The organism is Akkermansia muciniphila, from assembly GCF_002884975.1.
Classification (GTDB): domain Bacteria; phylum Verrucomicrobiota; class Verrucomicrobiia; order Verrucomicrobiales; family Akkermansiaceae; genus Akkermansia; species Akkermansia muciniphila_C.
This window is the reverse complement of the sequence record NZ_PJKB01000001.1, coordinates 830,192-853,486: the sequence shown is the minus strand read 5'-3', so window position 1 is coordinate 853,486 and position 23,295 is coordinate 830,192. Positions and strand designations below refer to the sequence as shown.

The window sequence follows — 23,295 nt, the reverse complement described above, 5'->3', positions numbered from 1 at the left end:
GTCAATCTCCGGCGCATTTCTTTATGTGAAAATGCACAGTCCTTTGAAGTTCAAATACTTTTTGCTTTTGTCCTTTTGCCGCAGGTTACAGGGAGGGGAACCGTCCCCGGACGTCCTAACGTTTTTTCACGGTCAGGGGAAGCCCCGCCACCATGAAATAAACTTCATCCGCGCTTTTGGCAAGGAGCTGGTTGGCAATTCCCAGACCGTCGCAGTAGTGGCGCGTTTCCGCGTCCGCCTGGCTGATGCCCATGCCGGTTTCAGAGGAGACCAGAACCCAGGGCACGGGGGATTGGGGGATGAGTTCCTTCAAGGCCTCTATTTCCTCAATCAGCGCTTTCTGGAACGGCTCGTAGTCCGTAGGGTCCTTCTGGGCGTACAGGGTATTGGAGGCGAGCAGGGTCACGCATTCCAGAATGACGCCGTCCACCTGGTCCAGCAGGCCGGATTCCCGGACGGCGGCGGCCACATGGCGGGGGCATTCCAGCGTAAGCCAGCTTGCCGGGCGCCGTTCCCGGTGCTTGCGCACGCGGTATTCCATGGAACCGGCCCCGGGCCACACCTCCGCCGTGGCGACGTACAGGATTTTTTCCCCGAATCCGGCGGCTATTTGTTCGGCGTATTGGCTTTTGCCGCTTCTGATGCCGCCCAGGACGAGCGTCATGCGTGCGGGATTGGCGTCAGTGTTTGGAGATGTAGCGTTCATGGGATTCCAGCATGGCCTGGTGGGAGTTCAGAAAGTCGTCCAGACTGAAGACTTCCAGGGTAATGAGGGGGGAGAAAAGGATGTCCCACATGGGGTGGAGGAGGGCGTCCAGCGTGGCGGCGGGCATGTGGTGCAGGGATTTGTGATCCCGTTTTTCCAGCCCGTGCAGGTGGCACATGCGTATGTCCGGCAGCCAGAGCGGCAGAAGTTCTTCCGGCCGTAGGCCTTCCTTCCAGACATGGCCTATGTCAAAGCAGCGGGAATGGGGCGTGGCGGAGACCAGCTTGTCCAGGTAATCGGTCGGGTGGCGTTCCAGGTTTTCCAGGGCCAGGCATTCCGGAGCGGGCAAATGGGGCGTGATTTGCTCCAGGCTGCGGAGGATGCGTTCCGTTTCACGCTCCGTAAGGTGGGGGCGCATGTCCGGGCCGGGAATGTGGTCCGTAACCACGTGCATGACCCAGGTGTGGGGCTCCAGTTCCCGGGTCAGGTCAATGGCGCGGATGATGTTTTCCGTGTAGCGGCGCCCTGATTCCTCCGTGGCGAAGCCGCCGTCCGTGGGCAGGTGGACGTTCCACTTGACCCCGGCGTCCGCGGCGATTCCGGCCAGCTCCCGGATTTCCGCCGGGGTAATGAGTCCCTCCCCGTGGTCTCCGGCTTCCAGCAGGAGCAGGGCGATGTCATCCGCGTAATGGACGCATTCCCTGATGGCGGGGACGTAGTAGTCCGGGATGATGAAGGAGGTGCAGCCGATGTTGAGGCCCGGAACGCGGCATTTGTGCGGAGTTTTCATAAGGTGCAGAAGGTGAGCAGGACGAGCCATTCCGTGCATTCCACGGTGCAGCCGAACACGTCCCCAGTGACGCCTCCCAGGCGGCGGCGGGCATACAGGAGCAGGGCCGTGGAACCGGCCAGGGCCGTGAGCAGGGCGTACAGCCCGTGCCACCCTGCCAGCGCGCAGGCAGCCAGGGTGACGGCGGCGGCTATCAGGGCGTGGACGGGGCGCGTCCCCTGCTTGAAGGCTTCCCCCATGCCGCTGGGGCGCGCGCCCGGAAAACGCATGGCGATGAAGATCTGGCTGCGGGCCAGCAGCCCGGCCAGCGCGCACGCCGTGAGCAGCAGCTCCCATGAACCGCAGGCCGCCAGAGCCGCCAGCGCGGCGCCCTTGAAGGCCAGGTTAAAGAACAGGGCCGTGCCGCCGAAGGTGCCCAGGCGGGAGTCTTTCATGATTTCCAGCCTGCGTTCCCTCGGCACTTCCACGGGCAGTCCGTCCCCGCAGTCCGCCACTCCGTCCAGATGCAGGCCGCCCGTGATGGCTACCCAGCAGGCGCAGCCGATGACGCCGCAGACCAGCGGGGGGAAGAGCAGGGTGGCCGCCCAGGTCAGGCCGCCTGCCAGCCCTCCCACGACGAGGCCGACCAGCGGGAGCCATGCGGAGATGCCGTTCAGGTCGTTTTGCAGCGGCCACGGGCCTACGGGCAGCCGGGTCAGGAAGCCGAAGGCGGAGCGGATGGTGGTGATGACGGCCATGGTGCAGGGAAAGGAGGAGTTAGCGCGGAACGGTGATGTCCAGTTCCGGCAGGGTTTTCATTTCAGAGAGCACGCGCGTGGCGGCGTCCAGTAGCGGAAAGAACAGGGCCGCCCCCGTGCCTTCCCCCAAGCAGAGGCCCAGGTCCATGTACATGGTGACGCCGATGTGGTCCATAATGAGCTTGTGCCCCGGTTCCGCGGAGTTGTGGGAGCCGATGAAATATTGCGCCGCTTCCGGGCGTATGCCTTGGGCGATGGCTGCCGCCGCCCCGGCAATGAAGCCGTCAATGACGATGGGGACGCGCAGGGAGGCCGCGCCCAGCATCAGCCCGGCCATGGCCCCGATTTCCGGTCCTCCTATCTTCGCCAGCACGTCGATGGCGTCGGAAGGGTCGGGCTTGTTCAGGGCGATTCCCTGTTCGATGAGCTCTATTTTTTTACGGATGACTTCCCCCTTGACGCCGGAGCCGCGCCCCGTCACGGTTTCCACCGGGGTGCCCGTGAGCACGGCCACGATGGCGGAAGAGGGCGTGGTATTGCCGATGCCCATTTCCCCGGCGGCCACGATGTCCAGCCCCCTGGCTTTTTCCTCCCGGGCCATGTCGATGCCCACTTGCAGGCATTCCAGCGCCTGTTCCCTCGTCATGGCCGGGCCCCTGCTGAAATCGTTGGCTCCGTGCATGACCTTTTTTTTCACCAGCCCTGGCAGGTCGCCGAAGTCGTAATTCACGCCCACGTCCACCACGGAGAGGCGGGCTCCCGCGTTGCGCGTGAAGGCGTTGATGGTGCCGCCTCCTTGAAGGAAATTGCGGGTCTGGATGTAGGTGACGTCCGTGGACGTCAGGCTGAGGCCGTGGTCGGCAATGTGGTGGTCCGCGGCGAAGAGGACTACGGCCTTGTCCTTCAGGCGCGGCGCGGGATTGCCGGTCATGGCGGCAATCTGGATGGCTACGGGTTCCAGTTTCCCCAGGGCGAGGGGAGGCTTGGCCAGTATTTTCTGATGCTCCAGGGCGGTTTTGGCGGCCTGTTCGTCCAGCGGGGGGATATGCAGTTTGTTCATGATGGTCAGAAGCGGGGAATGAAGAAAAGGATGAGGGAGAAGATCAGCGTGCCCGCGGCGGCGGTCATCCACATGAGGCGTATGGCCAGGGCCAGGTCACTGACGGTGGCTTCCGTGCGCCCGGTCCCTATCCACGGGTAGTCCGCAGGGACCCCCTTGTAGGAGACCGGGCCGCCGATGCGGAGGCCCAGCGCGCCCGCGAAGGCCGCCTCGCTCCAGGCGGAGTTTGGGCTGGCATGGGCGCGGCGGAAGGCCCAGCCCGTGGTGAATGCCCTCCGGGCGGAGGTTCCCTTCACGAACAGGGCCGCCAGGGAGATGCACGGCAGGATGAGGCGCGCGGGGATAAAATTGAGCGCATCGTCCGTGCGTGCGGCAAAGGTGCCGAAGCGTCTGTATCGGTCGTTCTTTTTCCCCCACATGGCATCCAGGATGTTGAAAACGCGGTGCGTCAGCGCGGCGAAGGCCGCTCCGGAGGCTCCCCCTGCCAGGCAGCCTGCCGCAGCCCAGAACAAGGTGGAAAAGACGCCGTCCGTCAGATTTTCCGCCACGCTTTCAATAGCCGCCCTGGCCATGCCGTGACGGTCCAGCCGTTCCGTGTCCCTCCCCACGATCATGGAAACGGCGTGCCGCGCCTCGCCGTCCTTCCCGCTGCGCAGGGCGTTCGCCACCCGCAGCGCATGCTCCGCCAGGCCGCGCGGGGCCATGCAGATGTAAATGACCAGAACGGCCGGAATCCAGGGAATCCACGGGGAGGGGAAGAGGGAAAAGGGAAGGCAGAATACCGCGCAGGCAAGCCATGCGGCGGCGCAGGTTCCTAAAGCCGCCGCCGTTCCCGCCGTAAAAGTCCCGCCCCACAGCCGCCGCGCCAGAGCTTCCGCGCGGCGCGCGCACCAGCCGATCAGGCAGACGGGATGGAACCTGTTGGGCGGGTCTCCCGCCAGAATATCCAGCAGAAGGGCCGCAGGCAGGATGAACGGGCATGGAAGCATGGGTCAGCGTTTCAGTTGAAGAATACGGTAGATGGCCTTGAGGTCCAGATGCTCCCGGACCACGTCCGCCAGGCGGTCCAGCGCGCCGTCCAGGTCATAGGAGACGTGCAGGGCGGGATTGGCGGACAGCCCGGAATCCACCCTGACCATGTTGATGAACGCGCGGCGGAACTCGTCGCCGTCCAGAATTCCGTGCAGGTACGTGGCCCAGATTCGGCCTTTGCCGTAGCCGCAGGGGGAGCCGTCTTCCCGGAACATGATGGGGATGCTCCTTCCCTCATGGCGGGTGACACCATGGTGGATTTCATAGCCCGCCGCGGGAGGATCCAGCGGCGTGCTTGCCCGGCGCACGTTGAGCAGGGTTTTGGCGGAGGCGAAAGTGGTGGAAAGTTCCAGCAGCCCAAGCCCCGGCGTCCGTTCCTCTGCGGATTCCATGTGCAGCGGGTCCAGAATGTCCGTTCCCAGCATTTGCAGGCCGCCGCAGACGCCCAGCATCCACTTACCCTTTTCGGCGTGCCGGCGGATGGGCTCTTCCAGCCCGGCGGCGCGCAGGCCGGCCAGGTCCGCCGCCACGCTCTTGGTGCCGGGCAGGATGACCAGGTCCGGATTCCCCCATTCCTCCCGTGTCCGCACCTGGCGCAGGCGAACGTCCGGCTCCGCCGCCAGCGGGGCGAAGTCCGTGAAGTTGGAGACGTGGGCGGGCATTACTACGGCCACGTCCAGGCTGTCCGCGTGCCTGGCTTGCCCGTCCTGTTCAAAGGGCAGCGCGGCCCGGTCCTCTTCCGGAATATTGATGTTCCGTATCATCGGGATGACGCCCAGCACGGGCTTGCCCGTACGGTCCAGCATATAGCTGTGCGCCGGAGCCAGCAGCTCCGGATCTCCGCGAAACTTGTTGACCACAAAACCCGCCAGCAGCTCTTTTTCCCAGGGGGCGAACGTCATCCATGTCCCCAGGAAGGAGGCGTACACGCCGCCCCGGTCAATGTCCCCGGTGAGCAGAACTTTGGCGCGCGCGTAGCGGGCCATGTTCATGTTCACCACGTCTGCGGATTTCAGGTTGATTTCTCCGGGGCTTCCGGCCCCTTCCAGGCAGAGGACGTCATACTCGTCCGCCAGGGAATCGTACGCCCGGCGCACGTCCGGCCAGAAGCGCCTTTTGGCCGTAAAATATTCCCGCGCCTCCATGTGGCCCACGGCGCGCCCCATCACGATCACCTGGGAGCCGGTGTTGGAATGGGGCTTGAGCAGGATGGGGTTCATCCTGGCATCAGGGTCAATGCGGCAGGCCTGGGCCTGCACCATCTGGGCGCGTCCCATCTCCTCCCCCAGCGCGGTCACGCCGGAGTTGAGGGCCATGTTCTGCGCCTTGAACGGGGCCACCCGGTGGCCATCCTGAAGGAAAATGCGGCACAGGGCCGCCGTGAGCACGCTTTTTCCAGCATCGGAGCAGGTGCCCTGGATCATCAGGGCCGGTTTGGGCAGTTTGCGGAGAATGGCGGGGGCGTCTCCCTTCAGCTCGGCCCGCAGGGCCTCTGCCAGCAGGGCGTGTTCCTCCGGCGTGCGAACGCCTGCACGGAACCAGCCGCCGTTTTCCAGCCCCGGATAATTGGAGCAGTCGCGCAGCGCGATGCCGTGGTTTTTCAGGAGCCGTGCGGCCAGGCCGTAAGACGCCCCCGCCAGGCGGAAGAGCAGGAAATTGGCTCCGGACGGGAGTACTGCGGCGCCCGGCAGGGCGGAAAGCCTGCGGAACAGGTCTTCCCGGCGTTCCCGGTTCAGGGCGCGTTCCCCGTCCGCCCATGAAGGCGGCTGTTCCAGCACGGCCTGCGCCGCCGCCGCCGCAAAGGCGTTCACGTTCCACGCGGGCAGGGACTGCCTCAGCCGTTCCGCCAGCGGAGCGGCGCAGACGGAAAAGCCGCACCGGACACCGGCCATGCCGTAAAATTTGGTCAGGGAACGCAGGACGACCAGGTTGGGCAGAAGGGCCGCGTCATGGAGAAGCGATTCCGTTCCGTCCGCGTAGTCAATGAAGGATTCGTCAATAATCCAGATGACTCCGGGGCGGTCCCGCACGGCCTGGCGCAGGGCCGGAACGTCCAGCAGGCCGCCGGACGGATTACAGGGATTCGCCAGGAAAACGGCGCTTCCGCCTGCGGCCTGTTCCGCCGTCAGGAGGGGGGGCGGAATGAAGGAATTCCGTTCCTCCGTCCGGATGGAAAGAACGTCCGTGCCGTGGCGCAGGCAGGCCAGCCTGTACTCGGAAAAAGCGGGTTCCGGAATGACGGCCCGTTTCAGTTCCAGCGCGCGCGGGAGGGCGTGAATCAGTTCGTTGGCTCCGTTACCGAAGGTGAAGCAACCGGAAGGCAGCCCGTAATGAACCGCCGCCAGCTCCCGCAGCTCCGCCATGTCCGGGGAGGGATAGGGAACGGCTGCATCCATGGCCTTCCACAGCGCGGAAGCAATGAACTCCGGCATTCCCTCCGGCCTCAGGTTGACGCTGAAATCCAGAACCTCCCGTTCGGGCCGTCCGGCGTTCGCCGCCAGGGATTTTAAATCCCCTCCGTGTGAAAAACTGTTCATGCCGTAGTAGTAGAGACCGGAATTCCGGACGTCCGCGCGTGCCGGGAAAAGGAAGGAAACGCCTTGAGGAAACAGTTTTTCCGGGAGTTGGGAACTCCGCTGAAAACGGAAATCCTTCCCCGCTGCGGGAAGGAGGGGGAAAGGCGCGTCATGGGCGCATCATGTCCTGTACGCGCGGGGGGTGACAAGACAAAAATGGAGGACTCCGGTTGGAAAAACGGGATGGCGCGCGGCGGCTGAAAAGAAGAATCGTCCCCAAAGCGACGGAATGTTCAAAGAAAAATTTTTTTGGCTTGTCATACCGGCCCCTTTGGTATTTCATCCGTTTCATGAACCCTCATGGGAAGGGTTACAGACCTCAGGGACGCCCGTAGCCGGGCAGGAAATAGATTGGGGAATACCGGTGAAAATCCGGAGCGGTACCGCCACTGTAAGCGAGCCTGTCTCGCAAGCCAGAAGACCAGCCTGTGGGGTTGTCCAACTGTTCGGCGAGTTACCGAACGTAAGGCACCACAACCATGCTTTATACGAAGAAAGCCCTTCAGATGGGCGCTATTGCCGTTGGCCTTGCCGCATTCGCAGGCCAGTCCTCTCTTGCCGAGTCCGCTAAAAAAGAAGACTCCAAGCCCTCCGCCAGTTCGGAAACCATGCAGGTCATGCCGGAATTGACCATGGCGTCCCACTTTACGGGCGTGCCGTACAACAGGTCCGGGGTCTCCGTTTCCATCATCAATCCGGAAGAATTCCAGAAAGCGGGCATTGAAACCCTGACAGGAGCCCTTTCCCAGACTCCCGGCGTCTTCACGCTGGACGGCGGCGGCACCTGGCAGCGCGGTTCCGTGAGCAACACCGTCATCCGCGGGATGAACAAGGAAACCTACACCCTGACCATGGTTGACGGCATGCGCATCAGTGATGTCAACATGTCCGGCAACAAGCTGCTGGGGATCACCAATCTGTTTACGGTGGGCAATGTGGAAGTGGTGAAGGGCGCCCAGGGCGCCGTCTTCGGTTCCGGCGCCATTGGCGGCGTTGTCGCCATGGACACCCCGGAAGGGGAAGGCGATCCCGTGACCAGGATTTTTGCGGAAGCCGGTTCTTTCCATTCCTTCAACAGCTACGCGACTTCCTCCGGCAAGATCAAGAAGCTTTCCTACTTTGTGGGCGTGGGGTTTGAATCCACGGAAAACGATCCCACCATTTATCCGGCCATTTATGACAACCGGAAAGGCATGAACGACTTCCGCCAGTGGCAGGAAGCCGTGCGCCTGGGCTATGACGTCAATGACAAGGTGAAGGTGGGCTTTACCTACCGCCGCCTGGACTCCTACTTTGAATATCCCACGCCGTATGTGGACTACGACCAGTGGCCCGCCGTGACGGACCCCCACCTGTACAACACGGAAGACAAGAACCGCAGCAATCTGGTGACGGGGCGCGTGGATGCGGAAATTACCAAGCTGTGGTCCACCAGCTTCATGATCGGGCATTACAACATGGACTATTCCACGCATACGCCGGGCTTCGATTTCCAGCCCAACGTGATGCGCAACCGCCGCTTCCAGACGGAATGGCGCAATGCACTTACGTGGAACAAGGAATGGAAGACGGTCGCCGGCATGGCCTGGGACCGCTCCGACTACATGAGCGAAAACAATTACGTTGCCAAGGATGAATGGCAGAGCACGCTTGCCTTCTTTGCGGAGCAGATGTGGGCGCCCACGGACAACTTTGACGCCAGTGTGGCCCTGCGCCTGGAGCATGATTCCGTCTGGAACAATCACTTCACGTGGCGTTATTCCAATTCCTGGAAGGTGACAGGCAAGGATTCCCCCACCCGTATTTTCGGTTCCGTGGGTTCCGGCTTCCGCGCCCCCACCTACTTTGAACAGTACGCCGCCAATTACGGCTACGTGGGCAATCCAGACCTGGACGTGTCCAAATCCCTGGGCGGAGACCTGGGCGTGGAACAGCGCCTGGCGGACAACCATTACGCTTCCGTAACGGGGTTCTGGACCCGCATCAACGATGAAATCGGCACCAAGAGCGTAGGCACGTGGCCCAACTCCTACACGACTTACGACAACTTCTCCCACGCCACTTCCTATGGCGTGGAAGTAGCGTTCAAGGGGCAGTTCAAGGATGCGTGGAACAGCGGCTACTATGCCAACTACACCTTCACGATGCCCAAGCGCGACTCCATCGGCAAATATGAAACCGTCCAGATGGCCAATACCGCCCGCCACACCATCAACGCGGAGGTTTATACTTCTCCGGTTGAAAAACTGACGGTCGGCTTCGGCGTAACCTCCGCCATGGGGCGTACGGACTACAACTATGCCCGTCTGGACAACTTCTTTACGGCGCGTTTGTTCGCCAGGTACCAGGTGACGGACAATGTGGCGCTCCATGTGCGTGTGGAAAACCTGTTTGACCAGAATTTCATCATCACGAATGACTATAACTTCGGACCGCGCCAGGCCCGGGGGCTGGGAGTCTTCGGCGGTGTGACGGTCGAATTCTAATTGCTTTTCAGGACTAATTGTTGATTGCACCCCCATCTTCCGTCTTGCGGGCTGTTTCAGGCGAAGGGAACAGCTCCGGGCGGAAGATGGGCTTTTTGTTTTCCGGTGGTTCCGGAATCGGTTAACATGCGGCGGTAATCTGAGCTGTGTTTCGCTGGCTGTACATTCTGGGGGCGTTGGTCCTCGCCGTCTTTCTTGCAGGAGTTTTTTACTTCTCCCAGCGGGAGGCGGACGTTTGGCATGAAGCCTCCGGACGCACGGACGGCAGGGGCATGCCTGCCATATTTGACGGCTTCGTGGAACGGTGGAACAGGTCCGTGGAACGGGAACTGCTCCGGGAACTGGCGGGAGGGGAGCGGAAGAAAAGCCTGCTGTCCGTCTCCCGTGGCGATGGGGATGGGCGGCGTCTGGCCGAGCAGGAGCGTTCCGTGGAACGCATCGGCAGAAGGCTGGAGCTGAAAGACCATATCCGCCAGCTTCCCCTGAAGGAAGTTCCTGCGGGATTGGAATGGCAGACCGGAATGGAGGAGCCGGAAGTGGGTGACCACCGCGCCGTGAAAGGAGGGCTGGTCCGGCTGTGGATCAATACGCCGTTTCCCGGAACCCTGCGGGCGTTCGGACCGGGAAGCGAAAACTTTTTCAACTACTCCGCCATTGACAACGTGTGGCTTCCCCTGGTGGGCCTGCATCCGGAAACCTTCCGGCCCATTCCGGGGCTGGCGGACCGCTGGGCCGTCTCCGAGGACGGAAAAACCGTTTTTTACCATCTGGACCCGGAAGCGACATACTCGGACGGCCGCCCCGTGAAGGCGCAGGATTTCCTGCTGAATATCTGCCTCCGCACGTCCGGCTTTGCCCGGGACCCCTTCTGGACCACCCTGTTCCGCTCCACGTATGACCAGATTACGGTATACGGGGATTCCGTCATTGCCCTGACGCTTCCGTCCCCCGGGCCGCTGCTGCCTTACATGGCCTGTGTGGATTTCCATCCGGCCCATCCCGGTTTTTACCATGATTTCAACTCCCTGTTTCTGGAACGCTACCAGTGGAAGGCGCCCCCGAATACGGGGGGCTACGTGGTGGTTCCCGGTAAAATAAGGATAGGCGAGCGCATCACCCTGGCCCGCGTGAAGGACTGGTGGGCGAAGGACAGGAAATACTACCGCTATTCCTGCAATGCGGACCAGGTGGAGCATGTATTTGTAAACCTGGAAAACAAGGCGGTTGAAATGTTCCGCCGCGGAGAGCTGGACATGATGAACGTCCGCAAGCCGGAAGTGTGGGAAAACAGGCTGGAACTGCCGGAAGTGCACCGGGGCTACATAGACAAATACAGCCTGGAAGCCGGTTATGCCTGCCCCCCGTACGGCCTGTACCTGAACTGTGCGGACAAGCTTCTGAAAAATCTCGGCGTCCGCAGGGGGCTGGCGCATTCCGTGAACATGGGCATGGTGATTGATACCCTGTTCCGCGGGAATATGAGAAGGCTGGGTTCCTACATGGAGGGGTACGGCGATCTGACACTTCCGCTGAAAGCGCCGGAATACAGCAAGAAAAAAGCCATGGAATATTTTGCCCGCGCCGGCTACCGGGAAATGGGGGAAGACGGCGTGCTGAAGAATGAACGGGGGGAACGGCTGGTGGTGGAACTGACCTTTGCGGACTCCTCCACCCTGATGACCAACGTTTGTTCCATTCTCCGGCAGGAGGCCCTGAAATGCGGGGTGGACCTGCGCCTGGACCCCCTGACCTATAATGTCTGTTCCCGGAAGGTATTTGAAAAACGGTACCAGGCCGCCCTGTGGGCGTGGCCGCTCCAGACGCCGTTCCCCCGGCTGTATGAAACCTTTGCTTCCGAGCTGGCGTACGATGCCCGCGGCAACCCCGTGGGCAACACGAACAATATCTTTGCCGTGGCGGACACGGAACTGGATGCGGCCCTGGACGCGGAGCGGAATGCCCCGGATGGCGCCGCCCTGAAAAAAGCTCTTCACCGCGCCCAAAAGCGCATTCATGAACTCTGCGTCTGGATTCCCGGCTGGCGGGAACCCTACACGTACGTCGCCTGCTGGCGCTGGATACGCTGGCCGGAATCCCCCACGCGGTTCTGTTCCCCCCGGATTTACAACCCCTTGGAATCCCACCTGTACTGGGTGGATGAAAAAATGAAGAAGGAAACGCAGGAGGCCCGGCGCCGGGGCGTTCCGTTTGAGGAAAGGCACCAGGTGATACGCCTTGAAAGACCGGATGACGCCGCCCCGTAATAAGACCAGTTCTCCGGCTTCTTTTTAAATTGAAGGGAGGCGGTTTTTCATCATAATTCCCCTTATTATTCCCTAGAACCGTTTATTGACTCCATTATCATGAAAATATCACTTTTTTCCGCCCTGTTTCTGGCAGGCCACCTTTGCATGGCCGCTCCCATGCCCCTGCCGGAATCCAATGACGGCGCCAAGCATGTCTTCGCCACCAACCAGGAAAACTTCCTGATGGACGGAAAGCCTGTCAAAATCATCTCCGGGGAAATGCACTACCCGCGCGTGCCGCGTGAGCACTGGCAGGACAGGTTCCAGCGCATGAAGGCCATGGGCATGAACACCGTCTGCACCTATCTGTTCTGGAACGTGCATGAACCGGAACCCGGCAAGTGGGACTTTTCCGGCAACCTGGACTTTGTGGAATTCATCAAGGAGGCGCAGAAGGCCGGCCTGTGGGTCATCGTGCGTCCGGGCCCCTACGTTTGCGCGGAATGGGAATTCGGCGGGTTCCCCGGCTGGCTGCTGAAGGATGAAGACCTGAAGGTCCGTTCCCAGGACCCCCGTTTCCTGGAACCGGCCATGGCTTATCTCAAGAAAGTCTGCTCCATGCTGGAACCGCTCCAGATCACCAAGGGTGGCCCCATCATCATGGCCCAGGTGGAAAACGAATACGGCTCCTACGGCTCCGACAAGGACTACGTGAAAAAACACCTGGAAGTCATCCAAAAGGAGCTTCCGGGCGTGGTGCCCTTTACCTCGGACGGCCCGAACGACTGGATGATTAACAACGGCACGCTGCCCGGCATCGTTCCCGCCATGAACTTCGGCGGCGGAGCCAAGGGCGCCTTTGCCAACCTGGAAAAGCACAAGGGCAAGACTCCCCGCATCAACGGCGAATTCTGGGTAGGCTGGTTTGACCACTGGGGCAAGCCCAAAAACGGCGGCAGTACGGAAGGCTTCAACCGCGACTTGAAGTGGATGCTGGAAAACAACGTCTCCCCCAACCTCTTCATGGCGCACGGGGGCACCTCCTTCGGCTTCATGAACGGGGCGAACTGGGAAGGGGCCTACACGCCGGACGTGACCAATTACGACTACGGCGCGCCCATCTCTGAAAACGGAACCCTGACGGACCGCTACCGTACCTTCCGCCAGACCATTCAGGACTATTACGGTGATACGTACAAGCTCCCCGAACCGCCCGCGCAGCCGGAAATGATGGAGCTGCCGCCCATCACGTTTACGGAGAAAGCCGGCATGTTCAACCGGCTCCCGCAGCCTGTCATCCGCAAGGAGCCCGTGCACATGGAAGCCCTGGGGCAGAGCCTGGGCTTCATCCTGTACCGGACGAAGGTGAACGGCCCGGTGAAGGGAGAGCTGAAAATGAACAACATGCAGGACCGCGCTATCGTTTACGTGGACGGCAAAAGGCAGGGAGCGGCGGACCGCCGCTACAAGCAGGACGCCTGTGACGTGGTCATTCCCGCGGGCCTTCATACGGTGGATATCTTTGTGGAAAACATGGGCCGCATCAACTTCGGCGGCCAAATCCAGGGGGAACGCAAGGGAATCCGCGGCCCCATCACGCTGGACGGGAAGAAGCTGGAAAACTTCCTCATCTACAACCTCCCGTGCAAGGGCGTGGAGCTCCTGTCCTTCTCCGGCAAGAAGCCGGGCGGTGACCAGCCCGTGTTCCACCGTGGATATTTCAACGTCTCCAACCCCAGGGATACCTACCTGGACATGCGGGACGGCTGGAAAAAGGGCGTCGTGTGGGTGAACGGCCACAATCTGGGCCGCTTCTGGTTCATCGGCTCCCAGCAGGCGCTTTACTGCCCCGGCGAATACCTGAAACCGGGGAAAAATGAAATCGTGGTGCTGGACGTGGACGGCGGCTCCGGCACGGTGAAAGGCGTGAAGGAAGCCATTTACGAAGTCAACAGGGACCCCGCCATGGCGGACGTCTTCCGTGTGGGCAAGCCCGTGGCTCCCGCCGCCAGCCAGCTCGTGCACAAGGGAACCTTCGCCAAGGGCGCGGACCAGCAGGAAATCAAATTCCGCGCTCTCGTCCAGGCCCGCTACATCGCCCTCGTCAGCAAGAACGCCCATGACAACGGTCCGCACGCCGCCATTGCGGAGCTGAACTTCCTGGATGCCTCCGGCAACCTGCTTCCCCGCGAACAGTGGTCCGTGGTCTATGCGGACTCCCATGAAACGGCGGGGGAAGCCGCCCAGGCGGGCCTGGTGATGGACAACCAGCCCACCACCTACTGGCACACCAAGTGGCAGGGAGACAACCCCACGCACCCGCACATGATCGTGCTGGACCTGGGCAAGGTGCAGAAGCTCTCCGGCTTCCGCTACCTGCCGCGCCAGAACCGGGAAAACGGCCGCATCAAGGACTATGAAGTCTACGCGTCCCCCAAGCCGTTCAAGCCTGCCAAATAAGGATTCCCGGAAATCCTGATCTTTCCGGGGCCGCTCCATTCTTTGGGATGGAGCGGCCTTTTTCCTTTTGGAGCATTTTTGGAAGCAACGGAATCTTCACGCGAACGCGGCATGCGCTGGTTTTAAGAACACGTGTTTGCTGATGCCTTGGTTACCGCATGGCAACGCCCCCCGGCATGAAAAAGGCGGCTCCGTGGTGTACGGAGCCGCCGGGAGGCAGTAATGAACTCAATGATTAATTGTTAGAAGTTCCACGAGAAGCCCAGCTTGATGGTGTGGTAGCCGGGATCACTGTAGCCCTGAATCTGGTAATATTCGTAGCCGATCAGGAAGTCAGCGCTCTTGGAGATGCTGAATTTGAACCCGGCCTGGGCCGCCCAGGAAAACTTGGTGGTGGAGATGGTGTGGGAACGGCTTCCGTCTTCCAGACCGTGGATGGTGGTTTTAATGTCTCCGTACGTGGCGCCCGCCTTGCCGCCCAGATAGAACATCGTGTAATCGCCGATGGGGAGGTTCAGCGTATAACCGGCCATCATCGGAACGTAGGTGGAGCGGACGCTGGCGGTATAGGGGCCGCTGATGCCCAGGTCATGCACGCTGGGATGGTGGGAGCCTGCCAGAATGCCGCCGTTCAGGGAAATCTGATGAACAATGCTGCCGGTTTCAATGTAATTGAAAATGCTCAGATTGCCGCCGGCCACGTTGGGCATGGCATCCTTGGTGGCGATGCCGTAAGCTCCTTCCAGGGACATGCCGAATTGGCCGTCGTATTTGTCGGCGTGGTAGGCATTGGCGGCGGATACGGAGGCCACGAGGGCCAAACCTAACAGTATAGTCTTGTTCATATGGGGATAAATGGTGAATTTAACTGTGATCCATTCTTGGCAGTTTTCCCTTTTGAAGTCAAACATGAAATGTCAAATTTGCATGAAATCCCCGGGCACCGGGAGATGAAGTTGCCAGAACGGACCCGGTGGGGTACATTCTGTGCCATGGAACAACAAGCGTGTGATTTGCTGGTGACCGCTTCCCGCATGCTGGCGGGCGCGGGGCAGGCCGGCGCCGCCGGAAATGCGGCCGTCGCCGTCCGGGACGGGAAAATTCTGGAAACGGGGAGCGCCGCAGAGCTGGAAGCCCGGTGGAAGCCCGCCGCCCGCAGGGACCTGGGAAATGTCCTGCTGATGCCGGGGCTGGTCAATGCCCATACGCACGTTCCGATGACCTTCTTGCGCGGCTTTGCGGATGACCTGCCTCTGATGGAATGGCTGACCGGGCATATTTTCCCTGTGGAAGCCCGCCTGACGGACAGAATCGTCTCCCTGGGGGCGCGGCTGGGCATGTATGAAATGATGCGGACGGGCACGACGGCTTTTGTGGACTCCTATTTGCTGGAAATCAACGTGCTCCGGGAGGCGGAGCGCATGGGAATGCGCTGTGTGGGAGGGGAGGCTCTTTTTGCGTTTCCTTCCCCGGCGTATGGCGGATGGGATGCGGCGGAAGCCCTGTACCGGGAGCAGGCGGCGCGCTTTGCGGGCCGCGGCAGGGTGCAGGTGGCCCTGATGCCGCACAGCGTGTACACCACCAGTGACGACGTGCTCCGGCGTTCCATGAAGCTGGCGGAGGAACTGGACCTGATGCTGCATATCCATCTGTCGGAATCCGCCGGAGAAGTGGAACAGTGCCGCTCCCTGCACGGGGACAGGCGCCCGGTGGGTTATGCCCGGGACATGGGGCTGCTGAATGAACGCACCGTGCTGGCCCACATGGTGGACGTGACGGATGATGAACTGGAACTGGTAGCCTCTTCCGGAGCGGCAATCGCCCACAATCCGGTCAGCAATTTGAAACTGGCTTCCGGCTTCGCCCGCGTGCGGGACATGGTGCGGGCCGGCATTTCCGTCTCCCTGGGAACGGACGGAGCGTGCAGCAACAACAGCCTGGACATGTTTGAAACGATGAAGCTGGCCGCCATTCTTGCCAAGGGATGCAGCGGGGACGCCACCGCGGTGCCCGCCACGCAGGCGCTGGACATGGCCACGGCGGAGGGCGCCCGCATCTTCCGGACGCCGGGGCTGGGAACGCTGGCTCCGGGAGCTCCCGCGGACATGATTGCCCTGGACCTGGATGAACCGAACCTCTGCCCGATTTTCAACGAAGCGTCCCATGCCGTTTATGCCGCTTCCGGCAAGGACTGCGTGTTCACCATGGTGGAAGGGAACATCCTGTACGACCACGGAACCTACACGGACGGCCTGTATGCGGACACCGCCGCGGAAATGCGGGACCTGGTGGAGTGGGTGAAGGGGAAGGAATAAAGACGGAAGACTAAATACAAAAGAGAAAATAGTCTTTAACAGGCATTTCCCCTCTATTTAATCTTTTGTCATTGGGGCGCCGTTCAGGCGGCGCATGCTCATATTCCTTCTTTACCCGCAAGGGGGGATGCCTTTATAGTATTTTCATGCAATATGATCTCATCGTCATTGGTGGAGGCCCTGCCGGCTATGTGGGCGCCATCCGCGCCGCCCAGCTGGGAAAATCCGTGGTGTGCGTGGAACACGACCGGGTAGGGGGCACCTGTTTGAACTGGGGTTGCATCCCCACCAAGGCGCTTCTGAAAAATGCGGAGGCCTACCTGACCGTGACGGCCCGGGCCAAGGAATTCGGCATGACGGTGGAAGGCGTCAGCGTGGACTGGAGCGAGGTGATCGGCCGTTCCCGCAAGGTCAGCGACCGCCTGGCCGGCGGCGTGGGTTTCCTGTTTAAGAAAAACAAGGTGGACTCCGTTACGGGAGAAGCCTCCATCATTGCCCCCGGCAAGGTGGAAGTGAAGGCCGCCGACGGAACGACGAGCGTTCTGGAAGGGAAAAACATCCTGATCAGCACCGGCTGCGTCACCCGCACGGTGCCCAGCCTGCCCCTCAACGGCACCACCATCATCGGTTCCAAGGAAGCCATGGTGCTGGAAAAGCGGCCTGAAAGCATGGTCATCATCGGTTCCGGCGCCATTGGCACGGAATTCGCCTACATTTACAACTCCTTCGGCACCAAGGTAACGCTCATTGAAGCGCTTCCGCGCATGCTTCCCAATGAAGACGACGACTCCTGCCAGACGCTGGAACGCGCGTTCAAGAAGCAGGGCATCAAGGTCATGACGGGAGCCTCCGTGGAATCCGTCACGGAAACCTGCGACGGCAAGGTCAAGGCCAACGTGAAAAACAGCAAGGGACAGGAAGAGGAAATCACGGCGGACGTCTGCCTGGTGGCCATCGGCGTGAAGCCGGTCGTTCCCGCCGCTCCCGGCCTGGAGCTGACGGAAAAGGGATTCATCAAGGTGAATGACCGTTACGCCACATCCATTCCCGGCGTTTACGCGGCGGGCGACGTGATCGGCGGCGTGCTGCTGGCGCATACGGCCACCTTTGAAGCTGTGCAGGCCGTGGAAGGCATGTTTAATCCGGACTACCAGCCCAGGCAGGTCGGCTTCTTCCCCAGCTGCACGTACTGCTACCCGCAGGTGGCTTCCGTGGGTAAAACGGAACGCGCCCTCAAGGAAGCGGGCGTGGAGTACAAGGTGGGCAAATTCCCCTTCCAGGCCATTGGCAAGGCTGTGGCCGCCGGAGAAACGGACGGCTTCGTGAAAACCCTGTACGGCGCCAAACACGGCGAACTGCTGGGCGCCCACATCGTAGGGCCGGAAGCCACGGAACTCATTGCCACGCTGGGTATCGGCATTCAGGCGGAACTGACGGACGAGGACATCCACGCCACCATCTTTGCCCATCCCACGCTGTCGGAGGCCATCCATGAATCCATGCTGGCTTCCGAGGGAATCGCCATCCACATGTAACGGTTTTCACGGGAAGAGCCCCGGAACGGGGCTCTTTTTCTCATTTTCTTTTCAGTTGCCCCAAGGCTTGCGTCGCTCCTTAGGTGTTTCATCTATGGTTTCAAAAGGGGCGGAAAACCGCTCTTGCGATTTTACAAGAGCGGGAAAATCTCTGATCAGGAGAGACGGAAGAAAAAATATTCCATGGTTTGGCCGAAAGACAACCGCCTGGGACGGTGGCCTGATTCATTCCAGTTTTCCTGAAGCAACATGCCGGAAGAACTGATTCCCGGGAAAAACTGTAAAGAGGAAAGACATTCAGCCTTTCCTCTTAGTATTTAGACTTTTCCTCCGCGACGCCTCACAGCTCAAATACCGGATTCTCCACGGCGTTTTTCACGGCAATGAGGAATTGTACGGCCTGCTTGCCGTCCACCAGGCGGTGGTCATAGGAAAGGGCCAGGTACATCATGGGCCGGGCGACGATCTGGCCGTCCCGGACAACGGGGCGTTCCTGGATGGCGTGCATGCCCAGAATGCCGCTCTGGGGCGGGTTCAGGATGGGAGTGGAGAGCAGGGAGCCGTACGTTCCCCCGTTGGAGATGGTGAAGCAGCCCCCTTGCAGGTCCTGCATGGACAGGCTTCCGCCGCGCACTTTTTCTGCCAGGGCGGCGAGTTCCAGTTCCAGCTCCGGGAGCGTTTTCCGGTCGCAGTCTCGCAGCACGGGGACCACGAGGCCCTTGTCCGTTCCGATGGCCACGGAAATGTCGTAATACAGGTTTTCCACAATGTCCGTGCCGTCAATTCTGGCGTTGACCTGGGGCACCTCCTGCAGGGCCTTGACCACCGCCTTGATGAAGAAGCTCATGAAACCAAGCTTGGTCCCATACTGTTCCCGGTAGTTCGCATTGAATTGTTTGCGGAGTTCCATCACGGCAGACATGTCGCACTCGTTGAAAGTGGTGAGGATGGCCGCCTGGTGCTGGGCCTCCACCAGCCGGGCCGCGATGGTGCGGCGCAGGGGGCTCATGGGCTTCCTGATAAAGCGCGGGGGAGCTTCCTTTTCAGGCTTTCCGCTCTCTCCAGTGGAATTCTGTTCCGGGGCGGACATTTGCTTTTCCGATTTTTGCTCCGGGGATTCAGTCCCGGCGGCGGGGGCTGTGGAAGCCGGTTCCTCCCGTGTTTCCGGCGTTGCGGTTTTCTGCGGTTCCGGCGGCGCGGGAGCGTCTTCCTTTTCCGGTGCGGCGGCGGTTCCGGCAGCGGAGGAGATATGGCCCAGGACAGCCCCGATAGGAGCTTCCGCTCCTTCCGGAACCATGATTTCCAGCACGCCGTTTTCGTCCGCCTCCAGGTCTGTGGAAACCTTGTCCGTTTCCAGAGTTACCAGGGTGTCGCCTTTGGCTACCGGGTCACCGGCATTCTTGTGCCACGCGGCCACAGTGGCGGTGGTGATGGATTCTCCGAAGTTGGGGATCAGGATGTCGCTCATGGAATAAGGATGGTTCAGGATTGCGCCCGCGGCCCGAAGGCGGTGGCGATGAGACGTTTTTGCGCGGCGGCGTGCAGGGCCTTGGCGCCCTCCGCAGGGCAAGCCATGGGCGGCCGCCCCGCATAGCGGAAGGAGGTGGCGAAGAGGCGTCCCAGCCTGTTCCGCAGGTGGCCCCAGGCGCCCATGTTGGAGGGTTCCTCCTGGCACCAGACGAAGTCGCGCACCTTCTGGTAGGGAGCCAGCAGGTAGGTGAGCTGTTCCTGGGCCAGCGGGTAGATTTGTTCCAGGCGGATAATGATTGTGTCTGAAATGTTCCGCTCCTTCCGGTAGGCGGCCAGGTCATAGTAAACTTTCCCGGTGCAGAAGACGGCGCGCATCACCTGGTCCGGCGCGGGAGCGTCCGGGTCCGGAAGCACTTCATGAAAGCGGGAGGGAGCCAGGAATTCCCGGTGGGGGGAAACGGCCTCCGCACGGGAGAGCAGGCTTTTGGGCGTGAAGACGATCAGCGGCTTGTGCACGTTCTGGTGCACCTGGCGGCGCAGGGCGTGGAAGTACTGCGCCGGGGTGGTGGGGTTGATGACCTGCATGTTGTCGTCCGCGCAGAGCTGGAGATAGCGTTCCATCCGGGCGCTGGAATGTTCAGAGCCCGCCCCTTCATAGCCGTGGGGAAGCAGCAGCACGATGCGGTTCTTCTGGTGCCATTTGGCCTCCGCGGCTGCAATGAACTGGTCCACGATGACCTGCGCCCCGTTGGCGAAGTCCCCGAACTGGGCCTCCCACATGACCAGCGCGTCCGGGCTGTCCAGCGCGTAGCCGTATTCAAAGCCCAGCACGGAGGCCTCCGAGAGGGAGGAATTGTAAATGCGGAACGTAGTAGTGCCGTGGTTCAGCTTTTCCAGGGGGGTATACAGGGAGCCGTCGTTGAAATCATGCAGGACGGCGTGCCTGTGGGAGAAGGTGCCGCGCTGGCAGTCCTGGCCGGACAGGCGGATGTGGTGGTCTTCCGTAAGCAGGCTGCCCCACGCCAGGGCTTCCGCCATGCCCCAGTCCAGCAGTCCGCCGTCACGGAAGGCTTCCCGGCGGCGTGAGAGGAAGCGTTTTTCCAGCGTGGGATGCGGGGTGAAGCCGTCCGGCAGTTCCGTCAGGATGTTTCCGACGCTTTGGAACAATTCAGGGCTGATCCCCGTGCGCACGCTGGTGCGCGGGATGGGTGTTTCATCCGCGTCCTGCGAGGTGGCGGGGAGGATGTAATCAGCCGGGTTTTCCTTCATCTGCTGCAGGGCCTGTTCCATCCCGTCCCAGATGTGTTCCCGGATGTCATGCTCCTGCTGGGCCGTCAGTTCTCCGCGCTCCCTGAGTTCCGTTCCGTACAGGGCGGCTGCGGTGGGGCGCGCCTCAATCCGTTTGGTCTGCATGGGCGCGGTGAAGGCGGCCTGGTCCGTTTCATTGTGCCCCAGGCGGCGGTAGCAGTACATGTCCAGAATGATGTCCCGCCCGAACTGCTGGCGGAACTGGAGGGCGAATTCCGCCGCCCAGACCAGGTCCTCCGGGCTTTCTCCGTTGATATGGAGGATGGGGGACTGGAGCATCTGCGCCACGTCCGTGGCGTAGCGGGAGGAGCGGGCCTCGTCCGGGCTGGTGGTGAAGCCGATCTGGTTATTGATGATGAGGTGCACGGTGCCCCCCGTCCGGTAGCCTTTCAGCAGGGAGAGGTTCAGCACTTCCGCCACGAGCCCCTGTCCGGCAAAGGCGGCGTCTCCATGCAGGACCAGCGGCAGCACATGCTTGCGCTCCGCGTCTTCCAGATTGTGCTGCATGGCCCTGGCCCGGCCTTCCACCACGGGATAGACGGCTTCCAGGTGGCTGGGATTGGAGGAGAGGCGCACGTGGAGTTCCTGCCCGTCCACATGGCGCGTGGTGGCATAGCCCAGGTGGTACTTCACATCGCTCCTGCCGATGGGGGATTCCGGCAGGTAGTCCGGCGTGAATTCATGGAAGATGGTTTTCAGCGGCTTGTGAAGGATATTGGCAAGCACGTTCAGCCTTCCGCGGTGGGCCATGCCCATTTCAATGTGGGAGACGCCGGCGGCGGGGCACCGCTTGACGAGCGCGTCCAGCAGGACGATGGCGCCTTCCCCTCCTTCCAGGGAGAAGCGTTTTTCCCCGATGAAGCGCTTGCCCAGGAATTCCTCAAACAATTCCGCCTTGCAGAGATGGAAGAAGGCGTCCCGCCGGACCTCCGGGCCGTAGTCCACGCCGTTCGCCCGGAGCTTGATTTTTTCTTCAATCCAGGAGCGGATTTCCAGATTGTCTATGTGGTGGTATTCAAACCCGATGGCTCCGCAGTAGGTTTTTTGCAGGTGGCTGATGATTTCACGCAGGGTGAACGTCCGGCCGTCCATGAACGTGCCGATGTTGGCGGGCTGGTCCATGTCCTCCTCCCGGAAGCCCATTTCCTCCAGGTTGACGGGGGTGCACGCCTTGTCCGGGGAGGCCAGGGGATTGAAGTGGGAGCACTGGTGCCCCATGACCCGGTACGCCCGGATAAGCTGGTTGACGCGCCCGCGGCATTCCGCGCTTTCCGGCGGCACGGTGTAGGGGGAGGCGTCCGTGCCGTTTCCGGTGTTCCCGCGTTCCTGCGGAGCGCCGCCGCTGCCCAGTTCATACCCCTCAAACCAGGCTGCCCAGAGGGGATCTACGGACAGGGGGTCGTTCTTCCATGATTCATGGAGCGCCGTGATTTCTTCAGGCGCGAGTCTGGAAAAGATGGAGGCGTTCATGCTGCGGGATGGGTTGATATGGGGCTATTCTCTCTTCACTGGTCACTATTCTCTGCCCGCGGGGCATTAATAGCTGTGTTCGTTAAGCTGGACCTTCCCGCGGAAGACCCAGTAAATGGCGGCGGAATAGGCCAGCACGAGCGGCACGCCCAGGATGGCGATGTACGTCATCACCACCAGGCTTTCCCGCGTGGAGGAGCCGTTGACGAGCGTCAGGGAGTTTTCCGGATTGGGCATGGAATAGAGCAGGTTGGGGAACATGGCCGCCCCGAAGAGGGCCATCATGCAGCCCATTGTGGAGCAGGAGGCGATAAAGGCCCAGCCCGGACGGTTCCTGTGGATGAAGATCCAGATGGCCGTGATGGAAATGACCGCCAGGGCCGCGATGCCGTAAATCCAGGGGGAGCGTTCCAGGGCCGCCGCTACATGAGGCACGTACAGCAGGGTGGCCGCCCCGTGAAGGATAATCAGGATGGTGAAGATGATGATCCAGGGCTTGAGCAGTTTTTTGATCTGGTCCTGAAGATTCCCCTGCGTTTTCATCAGCAGGAAAATACCGCCGTGCATGGCGAACAGGGCTACCGTCGTCAGTCCCAGCAGAACGGAATAGGGGTTCAGCAGGCTGAGGAAGGTTCCGGTGAAGTTGCCCTGGTCGTCCAGCGGGATGCCCTTGGTCACGTTCCCCATGGCTACGCCGATGAGGAGGGCGGCCAGGAGGCTGCTGATGGAGAAGGTGGTGTCCCACCCTCTGCGCCACCATTTCATGGGCTGCTTGCTCCGGAATTCAATGGAGACGGCCCGGAAGATCAGGGTAAGCAGCAGGAGCATGAAGGCCAGGTAGAACCCGGAGAAAACGGAGGCGTACACGTACGGGAAGGCGGCAAAGAGGGCGCCGCCGCCCGTGATGAGCCAGACTTCATTGCCGTCCCACACGGGGCCGACGGCATTCAGCGTGAGCCTTCTGTTTTCATCTCCCTTGATGAAAAGCTGGAGGGTTCCTGTTCCCAGGTCAAAGCCGTCCAGGATGGCGTATCCGGAAAAGAGCACGCCGACGAGGATGAACCAGATGATTTGCAGGTCTGTGAGAGTGAGATTATCCAACAT

The 23,295-nt window shown here is 61.2% G+C and carries 15 protein-coding genes and 1 riboswitch; of the genes, 5 read left to right on the top strand and 10 right to left on the bottom strand.

What is annotated here, in order from left to right; translation table 11 throughout:
• Positions 1-115: 115 nt before the first annotated feature.
• Genes CXU21_RS03530 through CXU21_RS03505 form a run of 6 tightly spaced genes read right to left on the bottom strand, consistent with a single transcriptional unit; the run spans position 116 to position 6,862 of the window.
• Complete coding sequence (locus CXU21_RS03530; protein ID WP_102725074.1) at positions 116-706, bottom strand: bifunctional adenosylcobinamide kinase/adenosylcobinamide-phosphate guanylyltransferase; 591 nt, start codon at positions 704-706, stop codon at positions 116-118.
• Positions 681-1,496 (bottom strand): cobamide remodeling phosphodiesterase CbiR, encoded by an 816-nt coding sequence (gene cbiR, locus CXU21_RS03525; RefSeq protein ID WP_180972407.1) that lies wholly within the window; start codon positions 1,494-1,496, stop codon positions 681-683. Before cbiR ends, CXU21_RS03530 begins: the two co-directional genes overlap by 26 nt.
• Entirely contained in the window at positions 1,493-2,233 is a 741-nt protein-coding gene (gene cobS, locus CXU21_RS03520) for an adenosylcobinamide-GDP ribazoletransferase (RefSeq protein ID WP_102725073.1), read from the bottom strand. Before cobS ends, cbiR begins: the two co-directional genes overlap by 4 nt.
• Before the next feature lie 19 nt (positions 2,234-2,252).
• The gene (gene cobT / locus CXU21_RS03515; RefSeq protein ID WP_102725072.1) at positions 2,253-3,293 is read right to left on the bottom strand and encodes a nicotinate-nucleotide--dimethylbenzimidazole phosphoribosyltransferase; all 1,041 of its coding nucleotides are present in this window, start codon (positions 3,291-3,293) and stop codon (positions 2,253-2,255) included.
• 5 nt (positions 3,294-3,298) lie between these two features.
• Positions 3,299-4,282, bottom strand: coding sequence for an adenosylcobinamide-phosphate synthase CbiB (cbiB, locus tag CXU21_RS03510; protein ID WP_102725071.1), 984 nt, complete (start codon positions 4,280-4,282; stop codon positions 3,299-3,301).
• A 3-nt stretch (positions 4,283-4,285) separates the two neighbouring features.
• Positions 4,286-6,862: a cobyric acid synthase gene (locus CXU21_RS03505; RefSeq protein WP_102725070.1), complete on the bottom strand. Its 2,577-nt coding sequence runs from the start codon at positions 6,860-6,862 to the stop codon at positions 4,286-4,288.
• A 343-nt stretch (positions 6,863-7,205) separates the two neighbouring features.
• Positions 7,206-7,345: riboswitch (cobalamin riboswitch) on the top strand.
• Positions 7,346-7,380: 35 nt separating this feature from the next.
• Here CXU21_RS03505 and CXU21_RS03500 point away from each other — a divergent pair.
• The 3 genes from CXU21_RS03500 to CXU21_RS03490 all read left to right on the top strand — a co-directional run bounded on the left by CXU21_RS03500 (position 7,381) and on the right by CXU21_RS03490 (position 14,093).
• Entirely contained in the window at positions 7,381-9,387 is a 2,007-nt protein-coding gene (locus CXU21_RS03500) for a TonB-dependent receptor plug domain-containing protein (RefSeq protein ID WP_102725069.1), read from the top strand.
• Positions 9,388-9,533: 146 nt separating this feature from the next.
• Complete coding sequence (locus CXU21_RS03495) at positions 9,534-11,651, top strand: extracellular solute-binding protein (RefSeq protein ID WP_102725068.1); 2,118 nt, start codon at positions 9,534-9,536, stop codon at positions 11,649-11,651.
• A gap of 99 nt (positions 11,652-11,750) precedes the next feature.
• Entirely contained in the window at positions 11,751-14,093 is a 2,343-nt protein-coding gene (locus tag CXU21_RS03490) for a beta-galactosidase (RefSeq protein WP_102725067.1), read from the top strand.
• Between the two features lie 242 nt (positions 14,094-14,335).
• Here the strand turns inward: CXU21_RS03490 and CXU21_RS03485 are convergent, their stop codons facing one another.
• The gene (locus CXU21_RS03485; protein WP_022396750.1) at positions 14,336-14,938 is read right to left on the bottom strand and encodes a porin family protein; all 603 of its coding nucleotides are present in this window, start codon (positions 14,936-14,938) and stop codon (positions 14,336-14,338) included.
• Positions 14,939-15,085: 147 nt separating this feature from the next.
• Here CXU21_RS03485 and CXU21_RS03480 point away from each other — a divergent pair, with 147 nt between their 5' ends.
• Together CXU21_RS03480 and lpdA are read left to right on the top strand one after the other, a co-directional pair.
• On the top strand, positions 15,086-16,408 hold the full coding sequence (locus CXU21_RS03480) for an amidohydrolase (RefSeq protein ID WP_146016935.1): 1,323 nt from the start codon (positions 15,086-15,088) through the stop codon (positions 16,406-16,408).
• Between the two features lie 146 nt (positions 16,409-16,554).
• Complete coding sequence (gene lpdA / locus CXU21_RS03475) at positions 16,555-17,943, top strand: dihydrolipoyl dehydrogenase (protein ID WP_102725065.1); 1,389 nt, start codon at positions 16,555-16,557, stop codon at positions 17,941-17,943.
• A 340-nt stretch (positions 17,944-18,283) separates the two neighbouring features.
• Here the strand turns inward: lpdA and sucB are convergent, their stop codons facing one another.
• The 3 genes from sucB to cydB all read right to left on the bottom strand — a co-directional run bounded on the left by sucB (position 18,284) and on the right by cydB (position 23,295).
• Positions 18,284-19,411: a dihydrolipoyllysine-residue succinyltransferase gene (gene sucB, locus CXU21_RS03470; protein ID WP_102725064.1), complete on the bottom strand. Its 1,128-nt coding sequence runs from the start codon at positions 19,409-19,411 to the stop codon at positions 18,284-18,286.
• A 14-nt stretch (positions 19,412-19,425) separates the two neighbouring features.
• Positions 19,426-22,191 (bottom strand): 2-oxoglutarate dehydrogenase E1 component, encoded by a 2,766-nt coding sequence (locus CXU21_RS03465; protein ID WP_102725063.1) that lies wholly within the window; start codon positions 22,189-22,191, stop codon positions 19,426-19,428.
• A 66-nt stretch (positions 22,192-22,257) separates the two neighbouring features.
• The gene (gene cydB / locus CXU21_RS03460) at positions 22,258-23,295 is read right to left on the bottom strand and encodes a cytochrome d ubiquinol oxidase subunit II (RefSeq protein ID WP_102714038.1); all 1,038 of its coding nucleotides are present in this window, start codon (positions 23,293-23,295) and stop codon (positions 22,258-22,260) included.